15 protein-coding genes and 1 pseudogene are annotated in these 15,214 nt (G+C 63.1%); 6 read left to right on the plus strand and 10 right to left on the minus strand.

The window, feature by feature from the left end; all coding sequences use genetic code 11:
- On the minus strand, window positions 1–576 hold a 576-nt coding region (locus tag H928_RS33280; protein WP_239644944.1), incomplete at its 3' end, for a putative sulfate exporter family transporter.
- Between the two features lie 168 nt (window positions 577–744).
- Between H928_RS33280 and H928_RS0111935 the strand changes: the two genes are divergently transcribed.
- Window positions 745–1,644 (plus strand): LysR substrate-binding domain-containing protein, encoded by a 900-nt coding sequence (locus H928_RS0111935; protein ID WP_027010867.1) that lies wholly within the window; start codon window positions 745–747, stop codon window positions 1,642–1,644.
- A gap of 18 nt (window positions 1,645–1,662) precedes the next feature.
- Here the strand turns inward: H928_RS0111935 and H928_RS0111940 are convergent, their stop codons facing one another.
- The 7 genes from H928_RS0111940 to cyoA all read right to left on the minus strand — a co-directional run bounded on the left by H928_RS0111940 (window position 1,663) and on the right by cyoA (window position 8,605).
- Window positions 1,663–2,205: a response regulator transcription factor gene (locus tag H928_RS0111940; RefSeq protein ID WP_021026719.1), complete on the minus strand. Its 543-nt coding sequence runs from the start codon at window positions 2,203–2,205 to the stop codon at window positions 1,663–1,665.
- Window positions 2,168–3,526 (minus strand): ATP-binding protein, encoded by a 1,359-nt coding sequence (locus tag H928_RS27410; RefSeq protein WP_021026720.1) that lies wholly within the window; start codon window positions 3,524–3,526, stop codon window positions 2,168–2,170. Before H928_RS27410 ends, H928_RS0111940 begins: the two co-directional genes overlap by 38 nt.
- 119 nt (window positions 3,527–3,645) lie before the next feature.
- Window positions 3,646–4,401, minus strand: a complete 756-nt coding sequence (locus H928_RS0111950; RefSeq protein ID WP_027010868.1) for an SURF1 family protein — start codon at window positions 4,399–4,401, stop codon at window positions 3,646–3,648.
- Between the two features lie 69 nt (window positions 4,402–4,470).
- The gene (gene cyoD, locus H928_RS27415; protein WP_116925060.1) at window positions 4,471–4,899 is read right to left on the minus strand and encodes a cytochrome o ubiquinol oxidase subunit IV; all 429 of its coding nucleotides are present in this window, start codon (window positions 4,897–4,899) and stop codon (window positions 4,471–4,473) included.
- Complete coding sequence (cyoC, locus tag H928_RS0111960; RefSeq protein ID WP_021026722.1) at window positions 4,900–5,523, minus strand: cytochrome o ubiquinol oxidase subunit III; 624 nt, start codon at window positions 5,521–5,523, stop codon at window positions 4,900–4,902. It abuts the gene before it with no gap.
- Complete coding sequence (gene cyoB / locus H928_RS0111965) at window positions 5,516–7,519, minus strand: cytochrome o ubiquinol oxidase subunit I (RefSeq protein ID WP_027010869.1); 2,004 nt, start codon at window positions 7,517–7,519, stop codon at window positions 5,516–5,518. The genes cyoC and cyoB overlap by 8 nt, the downstream gene beginning before the upstream one ends.
- Before the next feature lie 30 nt (window positions 7,520–7,549).
- Window positions 7,550–8,605 carry a ubiquinol oxidase subunit II gene (cyoA, locus tag H928_RS0111970; RefSeq protein ID WP_021026724.1) on the minus strand — a complete coding sequence of 352 codons (1,056 nt, stop codon included), beginning with the start codon at window positions 8,603–8,605 and terminating at the stop codon, window positions 7,550–7,552.
- Between the two features lie 187 nt (window positions 8,606–8,792).
- On the opposite strand from cyoA, the gene H928_RS0111975 reads away from it, so the two are divergent.
- Window positions 8,793–10,145 carry an MFS transporter gene (locus tag H928_RS0111975; protein WP_021026725.1) on the plus strand — a complete coding sequence of 451 codons (1,353 nt, stop codon included), beginning with the start codon at window positions 8,793–8,795 and terminating at the stop codon, window positions 10,143–10,145.
- A 134-nt stretch (window positions 10,146–10,279) separates the two neighbouring features.
- Here the strand turns inward: H928_RS0111975 and H928_RS0111980 are convergent, their stop codons facing one another.
- Window positions 10,280–12,283: a U32 family peptidase gene (locus tag H928_RS0111980; RefSeq protein ID WP_021026726.1), complete on the minus strand. Its 2,004-nt coding sequence runs from the start codon at window positions 12,281–12,283 to the stop codon at window positions 10,280–10,282.
- Window positions 12,284–12,398: 115 nt separating this feature from the next.
- Entirely contained in the window at window positions 12,399–13,127 is a 729-nt protein-coding gene (locus H928_RS0111985; protein ID WP_021026727.1) for an NUDIX domain-containing protein, read from the minus strand.
- 139 nt (window positions 13,128–13,266) lie between these two features.
- Between H928_RS0111985 and H928_RS0111990 the strand changes: the two genes are divergently transcribed.
- The 4 genes and pseudogenes from H928_RS0111990 to H928_RS33285 form a co-directional block, all read left to right on the plus strand.
- Complete coding sequence (locus H928_RS0111990; RefSeq protein ID WP_084635781.1) at window positions 13,267–13,857, plus strand: RNA 2'-phosphotransferase; 591 nt, start codon at window positions 13,267–13,269, stop codon at window positions 13,855–13,857.
- Complete coding sequence (locus H928_RS0111995) at window positions 13,854–14,468, plus strand: HAD family hydrolase (RefSeq protein ID WP_021026729.1); 615 nt, start codon at window positions 13,854–13,856, stop codon at window positions 14,466–14,468. Before H928_RS0111990 ends, H928_RS0111995 begins: the two co-directional genes overlap by 4 nt.
- Window positions 14,469–14,483: 15 nt before the next feature.
- Window positions 14,484–15,059, plus strand: coding sequence for an NADAR family protein (locus tag H928_RS0112000; RefSeq protein ID WP_027010871.1), 576 nt, complete (start codon window positions 14,484–14,486; stop codon window positions 15,057–15,059).
- Window positions 15,059–15,214: pseudogene (locus H928_RS33285) on the plus strand (hypothetical protein); the annotation flags it as partial. The gene H928_RS0112000 and the pseudogene H928_RS33285, both read left to right, overlap by 1 nt.

Raw genomic sequence — 15,214 nt, forward strand, 5'->3', positions numbered from 1 at the left:
GTAGAGCACAGGGTACAAAAAGGTGCCCACGGTGCCAAAGACCACCACGGTGGCGATGGCGACTGCCACATCATCGGCGCGCGCCTTGGCCACCGGGGCGGTGGCCAGCACGGCCGCTGCGCCGCAGATGGCGCTGCCCGCGCCCACCAGCATGCTGGTGCGGGCATCCAGACCCAGCCAGCGCTGGCCCAGCCATTGCGCCAGCACAAAGGTGCTGCTGAGCATCAGCGCATCGATCAGCACGCCGCTGGCGCCCACGGCGGCGATGTCCTGGAAGGTCAGGCGCAGGCCATAGAGGATGATGCCCAGGCGCAGCAGCTGCTGCTTGGACAGGCCCACCCCCGCAGCGGCCGGCGCCTGCACCCAGCCATAGACGGTATTGCCCACCAGCATGCCGATGACGATGGCCAGCGTGAGCGCGCTCAGCCCATGGCTGCCAAACCAGGGCAGGGCTGCGAGCGTGCTGGCCAACCAGGCAATGGCCGCACACAGCAGCAAGCCCGGCACGAGGCGTTTGGCGCTGTCGAGCCAGTGGCTGTTGCGCAGTTGGGGGAGGGAGAGGGGGGCGAGTGACATGGGTGGTTCCAGAGGCCCTGCCAGGGCCAAAAGCGGTGGCCTGCCGGGCGATATGGAGTCACTATAGAAATTATTCTTATATCTGTATAACTAATTGTTTGGTTAATATCTATCGATAAAATAGGTAGATATTTTTTCATCAACCCATGCGCCTTGGGCGCCATCCCCATGCTCCATCTCAGCCTGCGCCAGTGGGAGGTTTTCTGCGCCATCGCCCACAGCGGCAGCACCGTCGCTGCGGCCCAGGCCATCGGCCTGTCGCAATCAGCCGTGAGCGCCGCCTTGCAGCAGCTGGAGGTGGGCCTGGGCGCGCAGCTGTTTGCGCGCAGCGGCAAGCGCCTGGTGCTCAATGACCTGGGGCGCAGCCTCTGGCCGCAAGCGCAGGGCTTGCTGGAGCTGGCCCTGCAGCTGGAGCAGGCCACGCAGCAGACCGAGCCGATGGCGCCCGTGGTGCTGCGGCTGGCGGCCAGCACCACGATTGCCAACCATGTGCTGCCCGCCATCCTGGCGGATTTCATGCAGCGCTATGCGCTGGTGCAGTTTGAGGTGGTGATTGGCAACACGCGCGAAGTGGCCGAAGCGGTGGGCCAGGCCAGTGTGGACCTGGGCTTTATCGAAGGGGTGAGCCACTGGCCGGCGCTGGAGGTGCAACCCTGGCGCGAGGATGAGCTGGTGCTGATTGCCGCGCCTGGCCATGCGCTGGTGGCGGCAGCAGGCCATAGCCCTGTCAGCGCCCAGCAGCTGGGCGCCTGCCGCTGGCTGCTGCGTGAGGAGGGCTCGGGCACGCGCGAGGCGGTGGAGTTTACGGTGCTCTCCCAGCTGCGCGAATGGCCGATTGCAGCGGTGCTGGGCAGTTCGGAGGCGATCTGCACCGCCGTGGCGCGGGGCGCGGGCATCAGCTGCCTGTCGCGGGTCATTGCCCAGCCCTGGATTGAGCGGGGCGAGCTGGCGGTGCTGCACAGCCTGTTGCCGCCGATGCGGCGCCAGTTCTCGCTGCTGCAGCGCCAGGGCAAGCAGCGGTCACCGGTGCTGCAGGCCTTGGTGCAGGCCTGTATGGACGCTGCCTGAGCCTCTGTGAACAGGCCCCTAGCGAACGTGCTGCTTGTCGAGCTTGCGCGCCAGGGTGCGGCGGTGCATGCCCAGGCGGCGCGCGGTCTCCGAGATGTTGAAGCCGGTCTCGGCCAGCGTTTCGTGGATCTTTTCCCACTCCAGCGTCTTGATCGACGTCGTGGCGGCAGTCAGGTCCACCTCGGTGCTGCCTTCGACCCGGCTGAAGGCCGCCTCGATGTCGTCGGTGTTGGAGGGCTTGGCCAGGTAGTGGCAGGCGCCCAGCTTGATGGCTTCGACAGCGGTGGCGATGCTCGCGTAGCCGGTCAGCACCACAATCAGCGCCTCGGGGTTTTGCGCATGCAGCAGCTGCACGCAGGACAGGCCCGAGGCGTGGCCGGCGAGCTTCAAGTCCATCACTGCATACTGCGGGCGCTCGGTCTGCAAGAGCTGCGCCACTTCGTCGGCGCTGCTGGCATGCAGCACGCGGTAGCCACGGCGCTCGAAGGAGCGGCGCAGCGTGCGGGCAAAGGCGGCATCGTCTTCAACCAGGAGTAAGAGGCGTTCTTGGGTTGGCGTCATGGTGTGGTTCGTCATCCAGGGCAATGGAGGCCAGCGGCAGGCTGATGCGTACAGCTGCACCGCCGCCCAGGTGCTGCTCGCGGTTGCGGGCCTCGACATGGCCGCCCAGCGAGCGGGCCACATTCATCACCAGAAACAGGCCCAGGCCACCGCCAGGGCGCTGTTTGGTGGACTGGTAGGGCTTGCCCAGATGGGCCAGGATCTCGCTCTTGAAACCTGGGCCGCTGTCGGTCACCTGCAGCACCAGCTGGGCATCGTCCTGCGCGGGGCATTCCACCACCAGCTGGACAAAACCCGGCGAGGCCTCCAGCGCATTGTCCAGCACATTGAAAATCATCTGTTGCAACGAGGTATCCGAGATGATCGGAATATCGCGCGCGACCTGCTTGCGGTAGACGAAGTTGCCGGGCTGGCGGTGGCTTTGCCACTGCGCGGCGACCCGGTCCATGAAGGTGACCAGGGTGGTGCTCTGGGGTGCGTCGCCGCGCGTCTCACCGGCCGACAGCAGCACGCCGGTGACGATGGATTTGCAGCGCTGCACCTGGTGCTCCATCTCGTGCAGGTCCTCCATCAGCTCGCTGTCTTGCGCGATCGAGGGCATGCGCTGCCAGTCACCCAGAATCACCGCCAAGGTCGACAGCGGCGTGCCCAGCTCATGGGCGGCGCCGCTGGCCAGCAGGCCCATGCGCACGATGTGCTCCTCCTCGGCCGCGCGCTGGCGCAGGTCGGCCAGGCGCGCATCGCGCAGCTGCAGGTTGGACATGATGCGGTTGATGAAGGAGACCAGCAAGATGGCATTGAGCCCAAAGCTGATCAGCAGCCCCAGCAGGTAGAGCGCATGCATGGCACCACTGCGGTGGCTCATGATCTGCAGCGGCTGGTAGAAAAAGGCCAGCGCCACCGCGCAGCAGCCGGTGACCACCACAATGCCCCAGGCGTAGAAGGGCTTGAGCAGCACCGCCCCCAGGGTGACCTGGAGCAGGAACAGGGTGATGAAGGGGTTGTTGGCGCCGCCGCTGAGGTAGAGCTGCAGGCTGAGCGCCCCGACATCGGCCAGCAGCGCCACAAACAGGTCGCTGGACGAGATATCGTGCTGGCGCCAGCGCAGCCACCAGACGCAGATCAGGTTGGTGATGACCAGGCCGGCCAGCACGGCAAACATCTCGTACAGCGGCAGGTAGATGTCAAAGCCCCAGCGGACCAGCGAGATGGTGACCACCTGGCCCACCACCGCCAGCCAGCGCAGCTGGATGAGCAGCTGCATGTTCTGGCGGTCGGTGGTGTGGGTGACCTGAAAAGGGGAGGGGATGGACAGTGGCACCGTGCAATTGTGCCGCAGGACTGTGCCGCAGGAATGCGCCGCAGGAATGCGCCGCAGCCGGCAGGCCTTGCGCCTGCCAGTGTTACCGGCGCCGCTAAGCGCCGGTAACTGCACTGTGGCTAACGCGCGCCCTTGCGTCGGCGCAGCACCAGCCAGGTGGCGCCCACCACCATCAGGGCCAGGCCATACCAGGTCAGCGCATAGACCAGGTGGCTGTTGACAAAGCGAACCTGCGTGAGCCCTGCGCGTGGCCACTGCTGGCCTTGCAGGTCGCTGGCGCTGCTGCGCTTTTGCTCGCCCACCAGCTCGGCGCTGCCATCGGGCAGGCCTTCGTCGATGAAGAACGGTGCCACTTGCGCCAGGCCCTGGGCCTGTGCAATGGCCTGCACATCGCGCGAGAACCAGCGCTGGGCCTGCGGGTCGTTGTCGCGCAGAAAGCCGCCCTTGGGCTCGGTAGCGCGCAGCAGGCCGGTCACGCTGACCTCGCCCGTGGGCGTCGCTGCTGTCAGCTGCGGGCCGCCTGCCCAGTCGCGGCGCAAGGCGTCGGGCACAAAGCCGCGGTTGACCAGCACCTGGCTGCCATCGGCACGCTGCAGCGGCGTGAGCACCCAAAAGCCCGAACCCAGCGCCGTGGTGGCCTGGGTCAGCACGGTCTTGTCCGTCAGCCACTGGCCTTGCAGCTGGCTGGGCTGGTACTCCATGGCCTTGGCATCGAGCTGGGGCCAGTTGCTTTTTGCAGGTACGGGCTGGGGCGCACTGTGCACCCGGCGCTCGACCCGCTCGATGAGGTCGAGCTTCCACTGCAGGCGGTAGACCTGCCAGGTGCCCAAGGCGCAAAAGCCCAAGAACAAGGCGATGCCCACGGTTGCGAGCATCGCCTGAAAAAGTGCGGAATGCCGGGGCTGGCCCTGCGCATTCCGTTGCGTTTCGTTGGTCAAAACAGCTTAGTGGTTGGTGTGGCCTTCGCTGGCAGCAGGTTGCTGCTGGGTCACGGCGGCCGGGTTGTGGTTGTGGCCAGGCATCATGTTGGTGTTCATGTGGTACATGACCCACAAGGTACCGGCCAGGGTCACGGCCACGAACACGATGGTGAAGATGGTGGACATCAGGGTCCAGCCGCCTTCGATCTTGCCGTTCATGTGCAGGAAGTAGACCATGTGCACGATGATCTGCACGACCGCGAAGAAGGCGATCACGACCACGGTGGTGGTGCGGTTCTCGAACACATCACCCATCACCACAGCGAAGGGGATGGCCGTCAGGATGATCGACAGGAAAAAGCCGATCATGTAGCCCGAGAAGGTGCTGTGTGGGCCATCGTCATGACCGTGGTCATCGTGGCCGTGTGCTGCGTGGTTATGTTGTGCGCTCATTTACAGCACTCCCATCAAATATACGAAGGAGAAGACGCCGATCCAGACCACGTCCAAGAAGTGCCAGAACATCGACAGGCACATCAGGCGGCGGTTGTTCTCGCGGGTCAGGCCGTGCTTGCCGATTTGCAGCAGCAGCACCACCAGCCACACCAGACCAAAGGTCACGTGCAGACCGTGGGTGCCCACCAGTGCAAAGAAGGCCGACATCGCAGCGCTGCTCTGCGGGCCAGCGCCCACATGGATCAGGTGGTGGAACTCATAGAGTTCCACACCTAGGAAACCGGCGCCAAACAGCATGGTGATGATCAGCCAGACGACGGTGCCCTTGACTGAGCCCTTTTGCTTGGCCAGCATGGCAAAGCCGAAGGTGATGGACGACAGCAGCAGCAAGGCGGTATTGATGGCCACCAGGCTCAGGTCGAACAGCTCGGCGCCACCTGCGCCGCCTGCATAGTTGCGGCCCAGCGCGCCATAGGTGGCGAAGAGGGCAGCAAAGATCAGGCAGTCGCTCATCAGGTAGAGCCAGAAGCCCAGAGCGGTGCCATTTTCAACGTGCGGTTCTTCCTTGAGGAAGTAGTCACGGGTACCGGTCGCGCCGGCGAGGGTGTTGTGATTAGACATGGCGGGCCAACAGTTGGGTACGTTCTTCTTCGGTGGCTGCTACTTCGCTTGCAGGGATGTAGTAGTCACGCTTGTAGTTGAAGGTGTGGATGATCGAGACCAACACGATGCCGGCAAAGCTGATGCCTGCGATCCACCACATGTGCCAGATCATCGCGAAACCAAAGACCAGGGCGATCATCGAGATCACGAAGCCGGCGCCGGTGTTCTTGGGCATGTGGATTTCCACGAAACCGTCGAGCTTGCGCTTGTAGCTGTGCTTCTTCATGTCCCACCAGGCATCGCTGTCATGCACGGCTGGCGTGAAGGCGAAGTTGTACTGGGGTGGAGGCGAAGAGGTAGCCCATTCCAGCGTACGGCCGTTCCAGCAGTCACCGGTCACATCACGCAGCTGGTCGCGCTTGAGGTAGCTGACGAACAGTTGGATGAAGAAGCAGGCGATACCCAGCGCGATCAGCACGGCGCCGAAGGCAGCGATGATGAAATAGATCTGCAGTGAGGTGTCTTCGTAGTGGTTGACGCGGCGGGTCACACCCATCAGGCCCAGCACGTACAGCGGCGTGAACGCAACCCAGAAGCCGAAGAACCAGAACCAGAACGATGCCTTGCCCCAGAACTCATCGAGGCGGTAGCCGAAGGCCTTGGGGTACCAGTAGTTGATACCGGCGAACACGGCAAACACGACACCACCAATAATCACGTTGTGGAAGTGGGCGATCAGGAACAGCGAGTTGTGCAGCACGAAGTCAGCGGGCGGCACGGCCAGCAGCACACCGGTCATACCACCGATGGTGAAGGTCAGCATGAAGCCCACGGTCCACAGCATAGGCACGGTGAACTTGATGCGGCCACGGTACATCGTGAACAGCCAGTTGAAGATCTTGGCGCCGGTCGGGATCGAGATGATCATCGTCGTGATGCCGAAGAACGAGTTCACGCTGGCACCGGATCCCATGGTGAAGAAGTGGTGCAGCCACACCAGCCAGGACAGGATGGTGATACACACGGTCGCATACACCATCGAGGTGTAGCCGAACAGGCGCTTGCGCGAGAAGGTCGCAACGATTTCAGAGAACACACCGAACGCAGGCAGGATCAGGATGTAGACCTCTGGGTGGCCCCAGATCCAGATCAGGTTCACGTACAGCATGGGGTTGCCGCCCAGCTCGTTGGTGAAGAAGTTGGTGCCGACGTAGCGGTCCAGGGTCATCAGCACCAGCACAGCGGTCAGGATCGGGAAGGAGGCGACGATCAGCGCGTTGGTGCACAGCGAGGTCCAGGTGAAGATAGGCATCTTCATCAGGTTCATGCCAGGCGCACGCATCTTGATGATGGTCACGATCAGGTTGATACCGGACAAGGTCGTCCCGACGCCGGCAATCTGCAGCGCCCAGATGTAGTAATCCAGACCCACGCCCGGGTGGTACTCGCCCAGACCCGACAGGGCCAGCCAGCCCAGGGTGGAGAACTCACCGACGAACAGCGAGGCCATCACCAGCACGGCGCCGGAGGTGGTCATCCAGAAGCTGAAGTTGTTCAGGAACGGGAAGGCCACGTCACGCGCACCGATTTGCAGCGGCACCAGGTAGTTCATCAGGCCGGTCACAAAAGGCATGGCCACGAAGAAGATCATGATCACGCCGTGGGCGGTGAAGATCTGGTCGTAGTGGTGCGGGGGCAGGTAGCCCATCGATTCACCGGCGGCCAGCGCCTGCTGGCCACGCATCATGATCGCGTCGGCAAAGCCGCGCAGGAACATGACCAGGCCCAGGATCATGTACATGATCCCGATGTTCTTGTGGTCGATGGAGCAGATCCAGTTCTTCCACAGCGGACCCCAAAGTTTGAACTTGGTGATACCGGCGACGACCACGAGGCCGCCCAGGACCACGGCGATGAAGGTCCACAACACGATGGGCTCATGCACCATCGGTATGTCATTCCATGTCAGCCGCCCGAGGAGCGGGTCATGGCTTACGTTTGTAGCTACGGACATATTGAGTCTCTTTGAAAATTCTCGATGGGGTTACTGCGCCACGGGGGTGCCAGGCGCTGGCTCGCCCAGGGAGGCGACCACGGCAGGGGCGTTGGCCACCGTGCACACGTCGTCCTCAGGGATCAGCGAAACACTCTTGCCTGCAGCTGCACGGGCCTTCATGTTGGCCATCGCATCCTTGGCCATGATCTCGTCCATGCACATCTTGCCCGCTTCAACGCAGCGGTTGAGCACGGCGTGGTACAGGGTGCTGTCAACGGTGCTGAACAGGCGCACAGGATCGCGCTCGCTGGGCTTTTCCAGCTTCACGTATTCCGCACGGTCCAGGGTCGCGCCTTCGGTCTTGGCCTTTTGCACCCAGGCGTCGAAGTCGCCATTGCTCAGGCCGTGGAATTTGAAGGTCATGCCGGCAAAGCCCGAGCCGCTGTAGTGCGAGCTCATGCCCTTGTAGACGCCAGGCTTGTTGATCACGGCGTTCAGCTGTGTCTGCATCGATGGCATGGCATAGATCATGCCGGCCAGGTCAGGCACGTAGAAGGCGTTCATCGTCGTGGTCGAGGTCAGCTTGAAGCGGATCGGACGGTCCACGGGCGCGGCCAGCTCGTTGATGGTGGCAATGCCTTGCTCAGGGTAGATGAACAGCCACTTCCAGTCCATGGCCACCACTTCGACTTCCAGCGGCTTGACGTCCGCAGCCAGAGGGCGGTTGGCGTCAATGCGGTCCAGAGGACGGTAGGGGTCGAGCTTGTGGGTGTAGATCCAGGTCAGCGCGCCCAGCGCGATGATGATCAGCAGCGGAACGGACCAGATCACCAGCTCCAGCACCGTGGAGTGGTGCCATTCTGGATCGTAGTCGGCGGGCTCATTGCTTTCGCGGTACTTGAACGCGAACAAGAGGATCAGCACGATCACCGGAACGATGATGATCAGCATCAGCAAGGTGGCGATGATCACCAAATTGCCGGACTGCGCCGCCACGTCACCCGCAGGGTTGAGAACGACGGTGTTACAGCCTGCAAGGCTGGCGGCAACCAGTAACGCCGCAACGAGCCGTGAGGGCCCGTGAAGTTTTTTCAGATCAGGCATGCGAAAGGGCACGGCAAGCGCGCTTAGGTATAAACATGGATTGCAAAATCCCCCCAAATGTAAATGCTAGAGGCAGGCCTGTCGATTGGACATTTTGTCCTACGCCCTCTCAGAAAGTACCCAGCTAGGCTCCTGGTAAAGGTACGGTCTCAGCAGGCCGGTAACAGCTTGAGGAAGGAGCTTTTGTATGAGTAGTCTCGGTTACACAGCATCTCCTGTCGGCGGCACCCCCGGTGCTGATCCCTATTCCCGTGCCCATTCTGAAGAAGATGTAACACCTGGCGAGATCGCGGTCGGGGTGATTATCGGCCGTTCGTCAGAGTATTTTGATTTTTTCGTATTTGGCATAGCGGCGGTCTTGGTCTTTCCAAGCGTCTTTTTTCCCAACTTTTCGCAGCTCAATGGCACGTTGCTGTCATTTGCGGTCTTTTCCATCGCTTTTGTCGCCAGACCGGTCGGCACTGCCATCTCGATGGCCATCCAGCGCCGCTGGGGACGTGCCGCCAAAATGACAGTGGCCCTGTTTTTGCTGGGTGTCTCCACGGTCGGTATCGCCTTTTTACCCGGGTATGAGGTACTGGGCCGCACCGCCATCTGGCTGCTGGCGCTGTTCCGCTTTGCGCAGGGCCTGGCACTGGGCGGCTCATGGGATGGCCTGCCGTCGCTGCTGGCGATGAACGCGCCGAGCAACCGCCGAGGCTGGTACGCGATGATCGGCCAGCTGGGCGCGCCACTGGGCTTTGTGCTGGCCGCCGGCCTGTTCGCCTACCTGTACAGCGCGCTGTCCAAGGCCGAGTTCCTCAGCTTTGGCTGGCGCTATCCGTTCTATGTCGCCTTTGCCGTGAACGTGGTGGCCCTGTTTGCCCGGCTGCAGCTGGTGCTGGGCCAGACCTATACCCAGGCGATGCAGGAGCGCGAGCTCGAACCCGTCAGCGTCACCCGCCTGATCGACGAGGAGGGCAGCCATGTGGCGATCGGCGCCTTTGCCGCGCTGGCCAGCTTTGCGCTGTTCCACCTGGTCACCGTGTTTCCGCTGTCCTGGATTTCGCTCTATTCGGACCAGCCCATCACCCATGTGCTGGGGGTGCAGATTCTGGGGGCCTTCTGCGCGGCGCTGGCGATTGTGGCCTCGGGCAAGCTGGCAGACAGTTTTGGCCGGCGTAACACCCTGGGCGCGATGGCGGTGCTGATTGCACTGTTCAGCCTGGCGACGCCCAAGCTGCTGTCCAGCGGCGTGACCGGTAACAACATCTTCATCATCGTCGGCTTTGTGCTGCTGGGCCTGTCCTACGGCCAGTCGTCCGGCACGGTCACCGCCAACTTCTCGCCGCGCTTCCGCTACACCGGTGCTGCGCTGTCCACCGACATGGCCTGGCTGGTGGGCGCGGCCTTTGCACCGCTGGTGGCACTGGGCTTGTCGGCCAAGTTCGGCCTGATCGCTGTCTGCCTCTATCTGCTGTCGGGTGCCGTCTGTACCTTGGCGGCCCTGGGTATCAACCGTGCACTGGAGTCGCGCGAAAGCGCCGAGGCCAGCACCTGACCGGTTTTATCAAGGGACTGTCCATTGCGGACAGCCGGGACGAAGGATTGACCTGAGCTCCTGGGCCTTGGTGAAAAAAAAGCTGCAGAGCTTGGCTTCTGCAGCTTTTTTCTTGGTGCGGGCGGATCGCCCGCTCAAGTACGCACCACCGCAGGCCGGGTGCGGTAGAACTGCATCGGGAACTCCTGCATCTCCTTGGCATGCTGGTTGATGACCGAGCGCTTCATCTTGCCGACTACATGCATCTCGCAGGGCTTGCAGTCAAAGCGCAGGGTCAGCTTTTCCTTGCCATTGATCAGCTGCAGCGGCTCGGCCTTGATGATGCCCTTGACGCCGATGACGCCCTTGGCCTGCTTGGGGCACAGGCTCATCGAGAAGCGCACGCAGTGCTTGGTGATCATCAGCGAGACTTCGCCTTCCTCTTCCTTGCTCTCGTAGGCCGCGTCGATCACCTTGACGCCATGCTTGACATAGAAGTCATGCGCTTTCTGGTTGAACACATTGGACAGGTAAGTCAGCGTGTCTTCCGGGAAGGGCGCAGGCGGCTCCACTGGCAGCGCGCGCGGCAGGCGCACAAAGCCGGCCTCGCGGGCGGCTTCGAGCGCAGCCACAGCGTCGCGGCGCAGCTGGTTCAGTGCGGAGGCGGGGATGAACCAGGGCTGGTCCAGCTGCAGGCTGATGTCATGCACCGAAAAAATCGTGGTGCCAAAGCGGCCCAGCTGGTCGCGCAGGCTCGCTTCGGCCCGCTCGCTGTCGGTGGCGGCTTGGTGCGGCTGCACCAGGCTGGCGCTGCCGACAAAGCCGTCATCATCGGTCAGGGTCAGCGCAAAGCCATCCGGGGTCTGGCCGAGCTGGGCCCAAAGGCCAATGCGGCGCTCGCTGGACTTTTTATCCAGGGTGCGCACCCAGGCCATGTCGCGGTTGCGGTTCACTTCCAGGCCCTTGCGCAGGTTCTTGAAGCCGGCGATCGGGTCCTTGGGGAACACACGCCACAGCGATTTCTTCGCATCCACCGATTCGGCACGGTTGATCTGCATGCCGACCAGCTCTTTTTGCAGGTCGTAGTAGCACAGGCCATCGCCGTTGTGCAGCACGGTGTCGCGGCTGGAGGCTTCGAGCTCGACAAAGTTCTCGCCCACCTTGGTGACCCAGCCGATCGCGCGGCCCGGGGTCTTGGGGGTGTCAAAGGCGCCGATATCGTCCTTGCGGCCATTGACGAAGTAATCGGTGAACTCGCGGTTGAAGTTCTGGTCCGGATCGGGCGTGAAGCTGAATCTGGTGCGGCCAGAAGACGAGCGCGCCAGCGGCGCCTCGGAGAACTCGCGCTCCTCAATGATCTCGTCGAGCAGCTTGCGGTAGTGGGCCGTGATGTTCTTCACATAGCCCATGTCCTTGTAGCGCCCCTCGATCTTGAAGCTGCGCACCCCTGCATCGATCAGCGCGCGCAGGTTGTCGCTCTGGTTGTTGTCCTTCATCGAGAGCACATGCTTTTCATGCGCAATGATGCGGCCCTGGGCGTCGAGCACCTCATAGGGCAGGCGGCAGGCCTGGTTGCAATCGCCCCGGTTGGCGCTGCGGCCGGTGTGGGCGTGGGTGATGTAACACTGGCCCGAATAGGCCACGCACAGGGCGCCATGCACAAAGAACTCAATCGTCGTGCGGGCCGGGTCGGTTGCGGCACGCACGGCGGCAATCTGTTTCAGATCCAGCTCGCGCGCCACCACGATCTGCGACAGGCCGGCATCCTGCAGAAAGCGGGCTTTCTCAGGCGTGCGGATATCGCTTTGGGTCGAGGCATGCAACTGGATCGGCGGCAGGTCCAGCTCCAGCAGGCCCATGTCCTGGATGATCAGCGCGTCAGCCCCGGCTTCGTAGACCTGCCAGGCCATTTGGCGCGCGCCTTCCAACTCATCGTCGCGCAAGATGGTGTTGAGCGTGATGAAGATGCGGCTGCCAAAGCGGTGCGCATGTTTGATCAGGCGCTCCAGATCCCGGATGTCATTGCCCGCCGTGGCGCGCGCGCCAAAGGCCGGCCCTCCGATATAGACGGCATCGGCGCCATGGTTGATCGCTTCAATCCCGATATCGGCATCGCGGGCCGGGGAGAGCAGTTCGAGCTGGTGGGGCAGGAGGGACATAGGGCCAGGATTATCTCAGGTCGCTGCAGGAGGGCCGCTGCGCTCGGAGATAAGCTGACTGCAGTGCCAGCCCAAGCACCATACCGACCCGGTTTATCCCCTTGTCCAGCACCGTTCAGCCGCGCGGGCTGAAGGTGCGTGGAAACACCACCGGCGCGCTGCGGTCGGCCAGGCGGTAGCCCATGGCCGGGCGGTTGGAGGGCCCCTCGACATGCCCGGCCTCGTGCAAAAATTGCGCCGCAAGCATGCGGGTGCGAAAGCCGCTCTTGTCTACCGGCCGTCCCAGCACTGTCTCGTACACCTGTTGGAGCTGGGGCAGGGTAAAGGGCTCGGGCAGCAAAAAGGCGGGCAGCGAGGTGTACTCGACCTTGCCGCGCAGCCGATCGACCGCAGCGCGCAGGATCTCGCTGTGGTCAAAGGCGAGAGGGGGGCCATCGCAGATGGCATCGACCTCGAACCAGGCCACATCGGCCGCATTGGCGCCCTTGGCCAGGGTCAAGGGCTGCGCAGCTATCAACGCAAAGTAGACATGGGTGGCCGACCAGCCACGCGGATCCCGGCTGCGGCCGCCCCAGCTGCCCAGCTGCTCCAGGTAGGGGCTGGCGACATTGGTCTTCTCGCGCAGCTTGCGGTTGGCGCAGGCCTGCAGATCGCTGTCTTGCGCCACATCGACAAAGCCTCCGGGCAGCGCCCACCGCCCGGGGAAGGGCTCGGAGTTCGACGCAGGGCGCTGCACCAGCAAGACTTTCAAGGCCCCGTCCAGCACGCTGAAAATCACCACATCCACGGTGGTGTAGGGTCGTACAAAATCAACGGGTTGGTGGCTGGCAGCGGTGGAGGCCATAAAAAAACCTTGACGGATGGAAAAGCTAGTTGTATTGTACAACTCTAGTAAGTTGTTCAATGCAACTTATGGCATGAGGGAGTAGTCCAGACAGGAGGCCAACGCTCTCACCGATACATAACAACAAGAAAGACAGATGATGACTTTTGAACAACCAACCAAAGACACCCAGGTCGGCGAGCAGTCCGCCACCATGACTCGCCGTAGCAAGCTGCTCAGCCTGGTGCTGCGGCACAGCCCGCAGACCATTGGCCTTCAGCTCGATGCCGCAGGCTGGGCGCACACGGGCGAACTGCTCGCCTGCCTGGCCCGCAGTGGCAAAGCGATGAGCCTGGCGCAATTGCAGGCGGTGGTGGCAAGCTGCGCCAAGCAGCGCTTTGCGTTCAGCGAGGATGGCAAGCGCATCCGAGCCAACCAGGGGCATTCGGTCACCGTCGAGCTGCAACTGGCCCCCAGCACCCCACCGGATGCGCTCTACCACGGCACGGCAACCCGCTTTCTTGACGCGATCCTGGCGCAAGGCTTGCAACGCCAAAAGCGCCACCATGTACACCTGTCGGCCAGTATCGAGACGGCTGGCGCGGTAGGGCGGCGCCACGGCAAGCTGGCCTTGTTGCGTGTGGATGCGGCGGGCATGGTCGCCAATGGCCATGTGTTCTATTGCTCGGACAATGGCGTCTGGTTGACCGACGCCGTGCCCGTGGCCTACCTGCAGAGGCTGGACGCATGAGCGGCCATCGCGTATTGGCGCTGGATGCCGATGGCGTGCTGCTCGACTACAACCTGGCCTATGCCGGTGCCTGGCAGCGTGCTTTTGGCCGCTACCCTGCCTTGCGCAACTCCCATGCCTACTGGGCGGCAGACCGCTGGGATGTGGAGCGACTGAACGGCGAGGCGCTGCACCAATTTCGCGCAGGCTTGGATGCGCAGTTCTGGTCCGCCCTGCCTGCTGTACCCAGTGCGCTGGAGGCTTGCCAGCAACTGGAGGGCGCCGGCTTTGAGCTGGTATGCCTGACTGCACTGCCTCCCCAATTTGCCCAGGCAAGGCTGGCCAACCTGCGTGCCCATGGCTTTCCGATTGAGCGGGTGATCGCTACTGGCAACGATGCCAGCGCCGGCAGCCCCAAGGCCACAGCGCTGGCTCAGCTGCAGCCGCTGGCCTTTGTGGATGACTATTTACCGAACTTTGCGGGCCTGCCAGAAGGCATCCATGGCGCCTTGGTGCTGCGCGAACCCGAGGGCAGCCCCAACTGCGGGCCGGCACTGCAACAACTGCATTCCACCCATGCCAGCCTGGCCGCGTTTGCGCACTGGTGGCTGGTTGAGAAACAAGAGAACTGAGATAAGAGAATGGACATGACGCATACCAACGACAGCATCCGCTCCGTCCCCGAACTGCTCGCGCAGATCCAGGCAGGCCATCAGCCCCACTACCTGTTTTTCTGGGGCCACCAGCCCGAGGCAGATGACCGTGTCGGCAAGGGCTGCCTGAGCCAGTGGTTTGAGGCCGGGTTCACGGTGGAGGGGGAGCACTACCGTAGCGCCGAGCATTTCATGATGGCCGAGAAGGCGCGACTGTTTGGCGATGACGAAGCGCGGGCCAATATTTTGCAATGCATGAGCCCGGCGCAGGCCAAGGCGCTGGGCCGCACGGTGCGGGGTTTTGACAGCGAGCGCTGGAACGCTGCCTGCTTTGACATCGTCGTGCGCGGCAATGCGGCCAAGTTTGGCCAAAACGCTGGTTTGCAGGACTACCTGCTGACGACCGGGGAACGCGTGCTGGTCGAGGCCAGCCCGGTGGATGCCATCTGGGGCATTGGCCTGGCGGCGCAGGATGCGCTGGCCCAGCAGCCCGAGCACTGGCGCGGTCTCAACCTGCTGGGCTTTGCGCTGATGGTGGCGCGCTCGCAGCTGCGCGCCGGAGGCCAGTGATGACGCCAACTCAGGACCGTTTTCAAGGCGCATTGCTGGGCCTGGCCTGCGGCGATGCAGTGGGCACCACGGTCGAGTTCCAGCCGCGCGGCAGCTTTGTGCCGCTGACCGACATGGTGGGGGGGGGGCCCGTCTCGCTGCGCGCCGGGCAATGG

This window comes from Comamonas sp. B-9 (assembly GCF_000410635.1).
Classification (GTDB): domain Bacteria; phylum Pseudomonadota; class Gammaproteobacteria; order Burkholderiales; family Burkholderiaceae_C; genus Comamonas.

What these genes read in the sequence shown, in the direction of transcription:
- cyoB (WP_027010869.1), bottom strand. Translation starts at nt 7,519, where the DNA reads ATGTCCGTAGCTACAAACGTAAGCCATGACCCGCTCCTCGGGCGGCTG.
- H928_RS0112000 (WP_027010871.1), top strand. Translation starts at nt 14,484, where the DNA reads ATGACGCATACCAACGACAGCATCCGCTCCGTCCCCGAACTGCTCGCG.
- H928_RS0111980 (WP_021026726.1), bottom strand. Translation starts at nt 12,283, where the DNA reads ATGTCCCTCCTGCCCCACCAGCTCGAACTGCTCTCCCCGGCCCGCGAT.
- H928_RS0111990 (WP_084635781.1), top strand. Translation starts at nt 13,267, where the DNA reads ATGACTTTTGAACAACCAACCAAAGACACCCAGGTCGGCGAGCAGTCC.
- cyoD (WP_116925060.1), bottom strand. Translation starts at nt 4,899, where the DNA reads ATGAGCGCACAACATAACCACGCAGCACACGGCCACGATGACCACGGT.
- H928_RS0111985 (WP_021026727.1), bottom strand. Translation starts at nt 13,127, where the DNA reads ATGGCCTCCACCGCTGCCAGCCACCAACCCGTTGATTTTGTACGACCC.
- cyoC (WP_021026722.1), bottom strand. Translation starts at nt 5,523, where the DNA reads ATGTCTAATCACAACACCCTCGCCGGCGCGACCGGTACCCGTGACTAC.
- H928_RS0111995 (WP_021026729.1), top strand. Translation starts at nt 13,854, where the DNA reads ATGAGCGGCCATCGCGTATTGGCGCTGGATGCCGATGGCGTGCTGCTC.
- H928_RS0111935 (WP_027010867.1), top strand. Translation starts at nt 745, where the DNA reads ATGCTCCATCTCAGCCTGCGCCAGTGGGAGGTTTTCTGCGCCATCGCC.
- H928_RS0111940 (WP_021026719.1), bottom strand. Translation starts at nt 2,205, where the DNA reads ATGACGCCAACCCAAGAACGCCTCTTACTCCTGGTTGAAGACGATGCC.
- cyoA (WP_021026724.1), bottom strand. Translation starts at nt 8,605, where the DNA reads ATGCCTGATCTGAAAAAACTTCACGGGCCCTCACGGCTCGTTGCGGCG.
- H928_RS0111950 (WP_027010868.1), bottom strand. Translation starts at nt 4,401, where the DNA reads ATGCTCGCAACCGTGGGCATCGCCTTGTTCTTGGGCTTTTGCGCCTTG.
- H928_RS0111975 (WP_021026725.1), top strand. Translation starts at nt 8,793, where the DNA reads ATGAGTAGTCTCGGTTACACAGCATCTCCTGTCGGCGGCACCCCCGGT.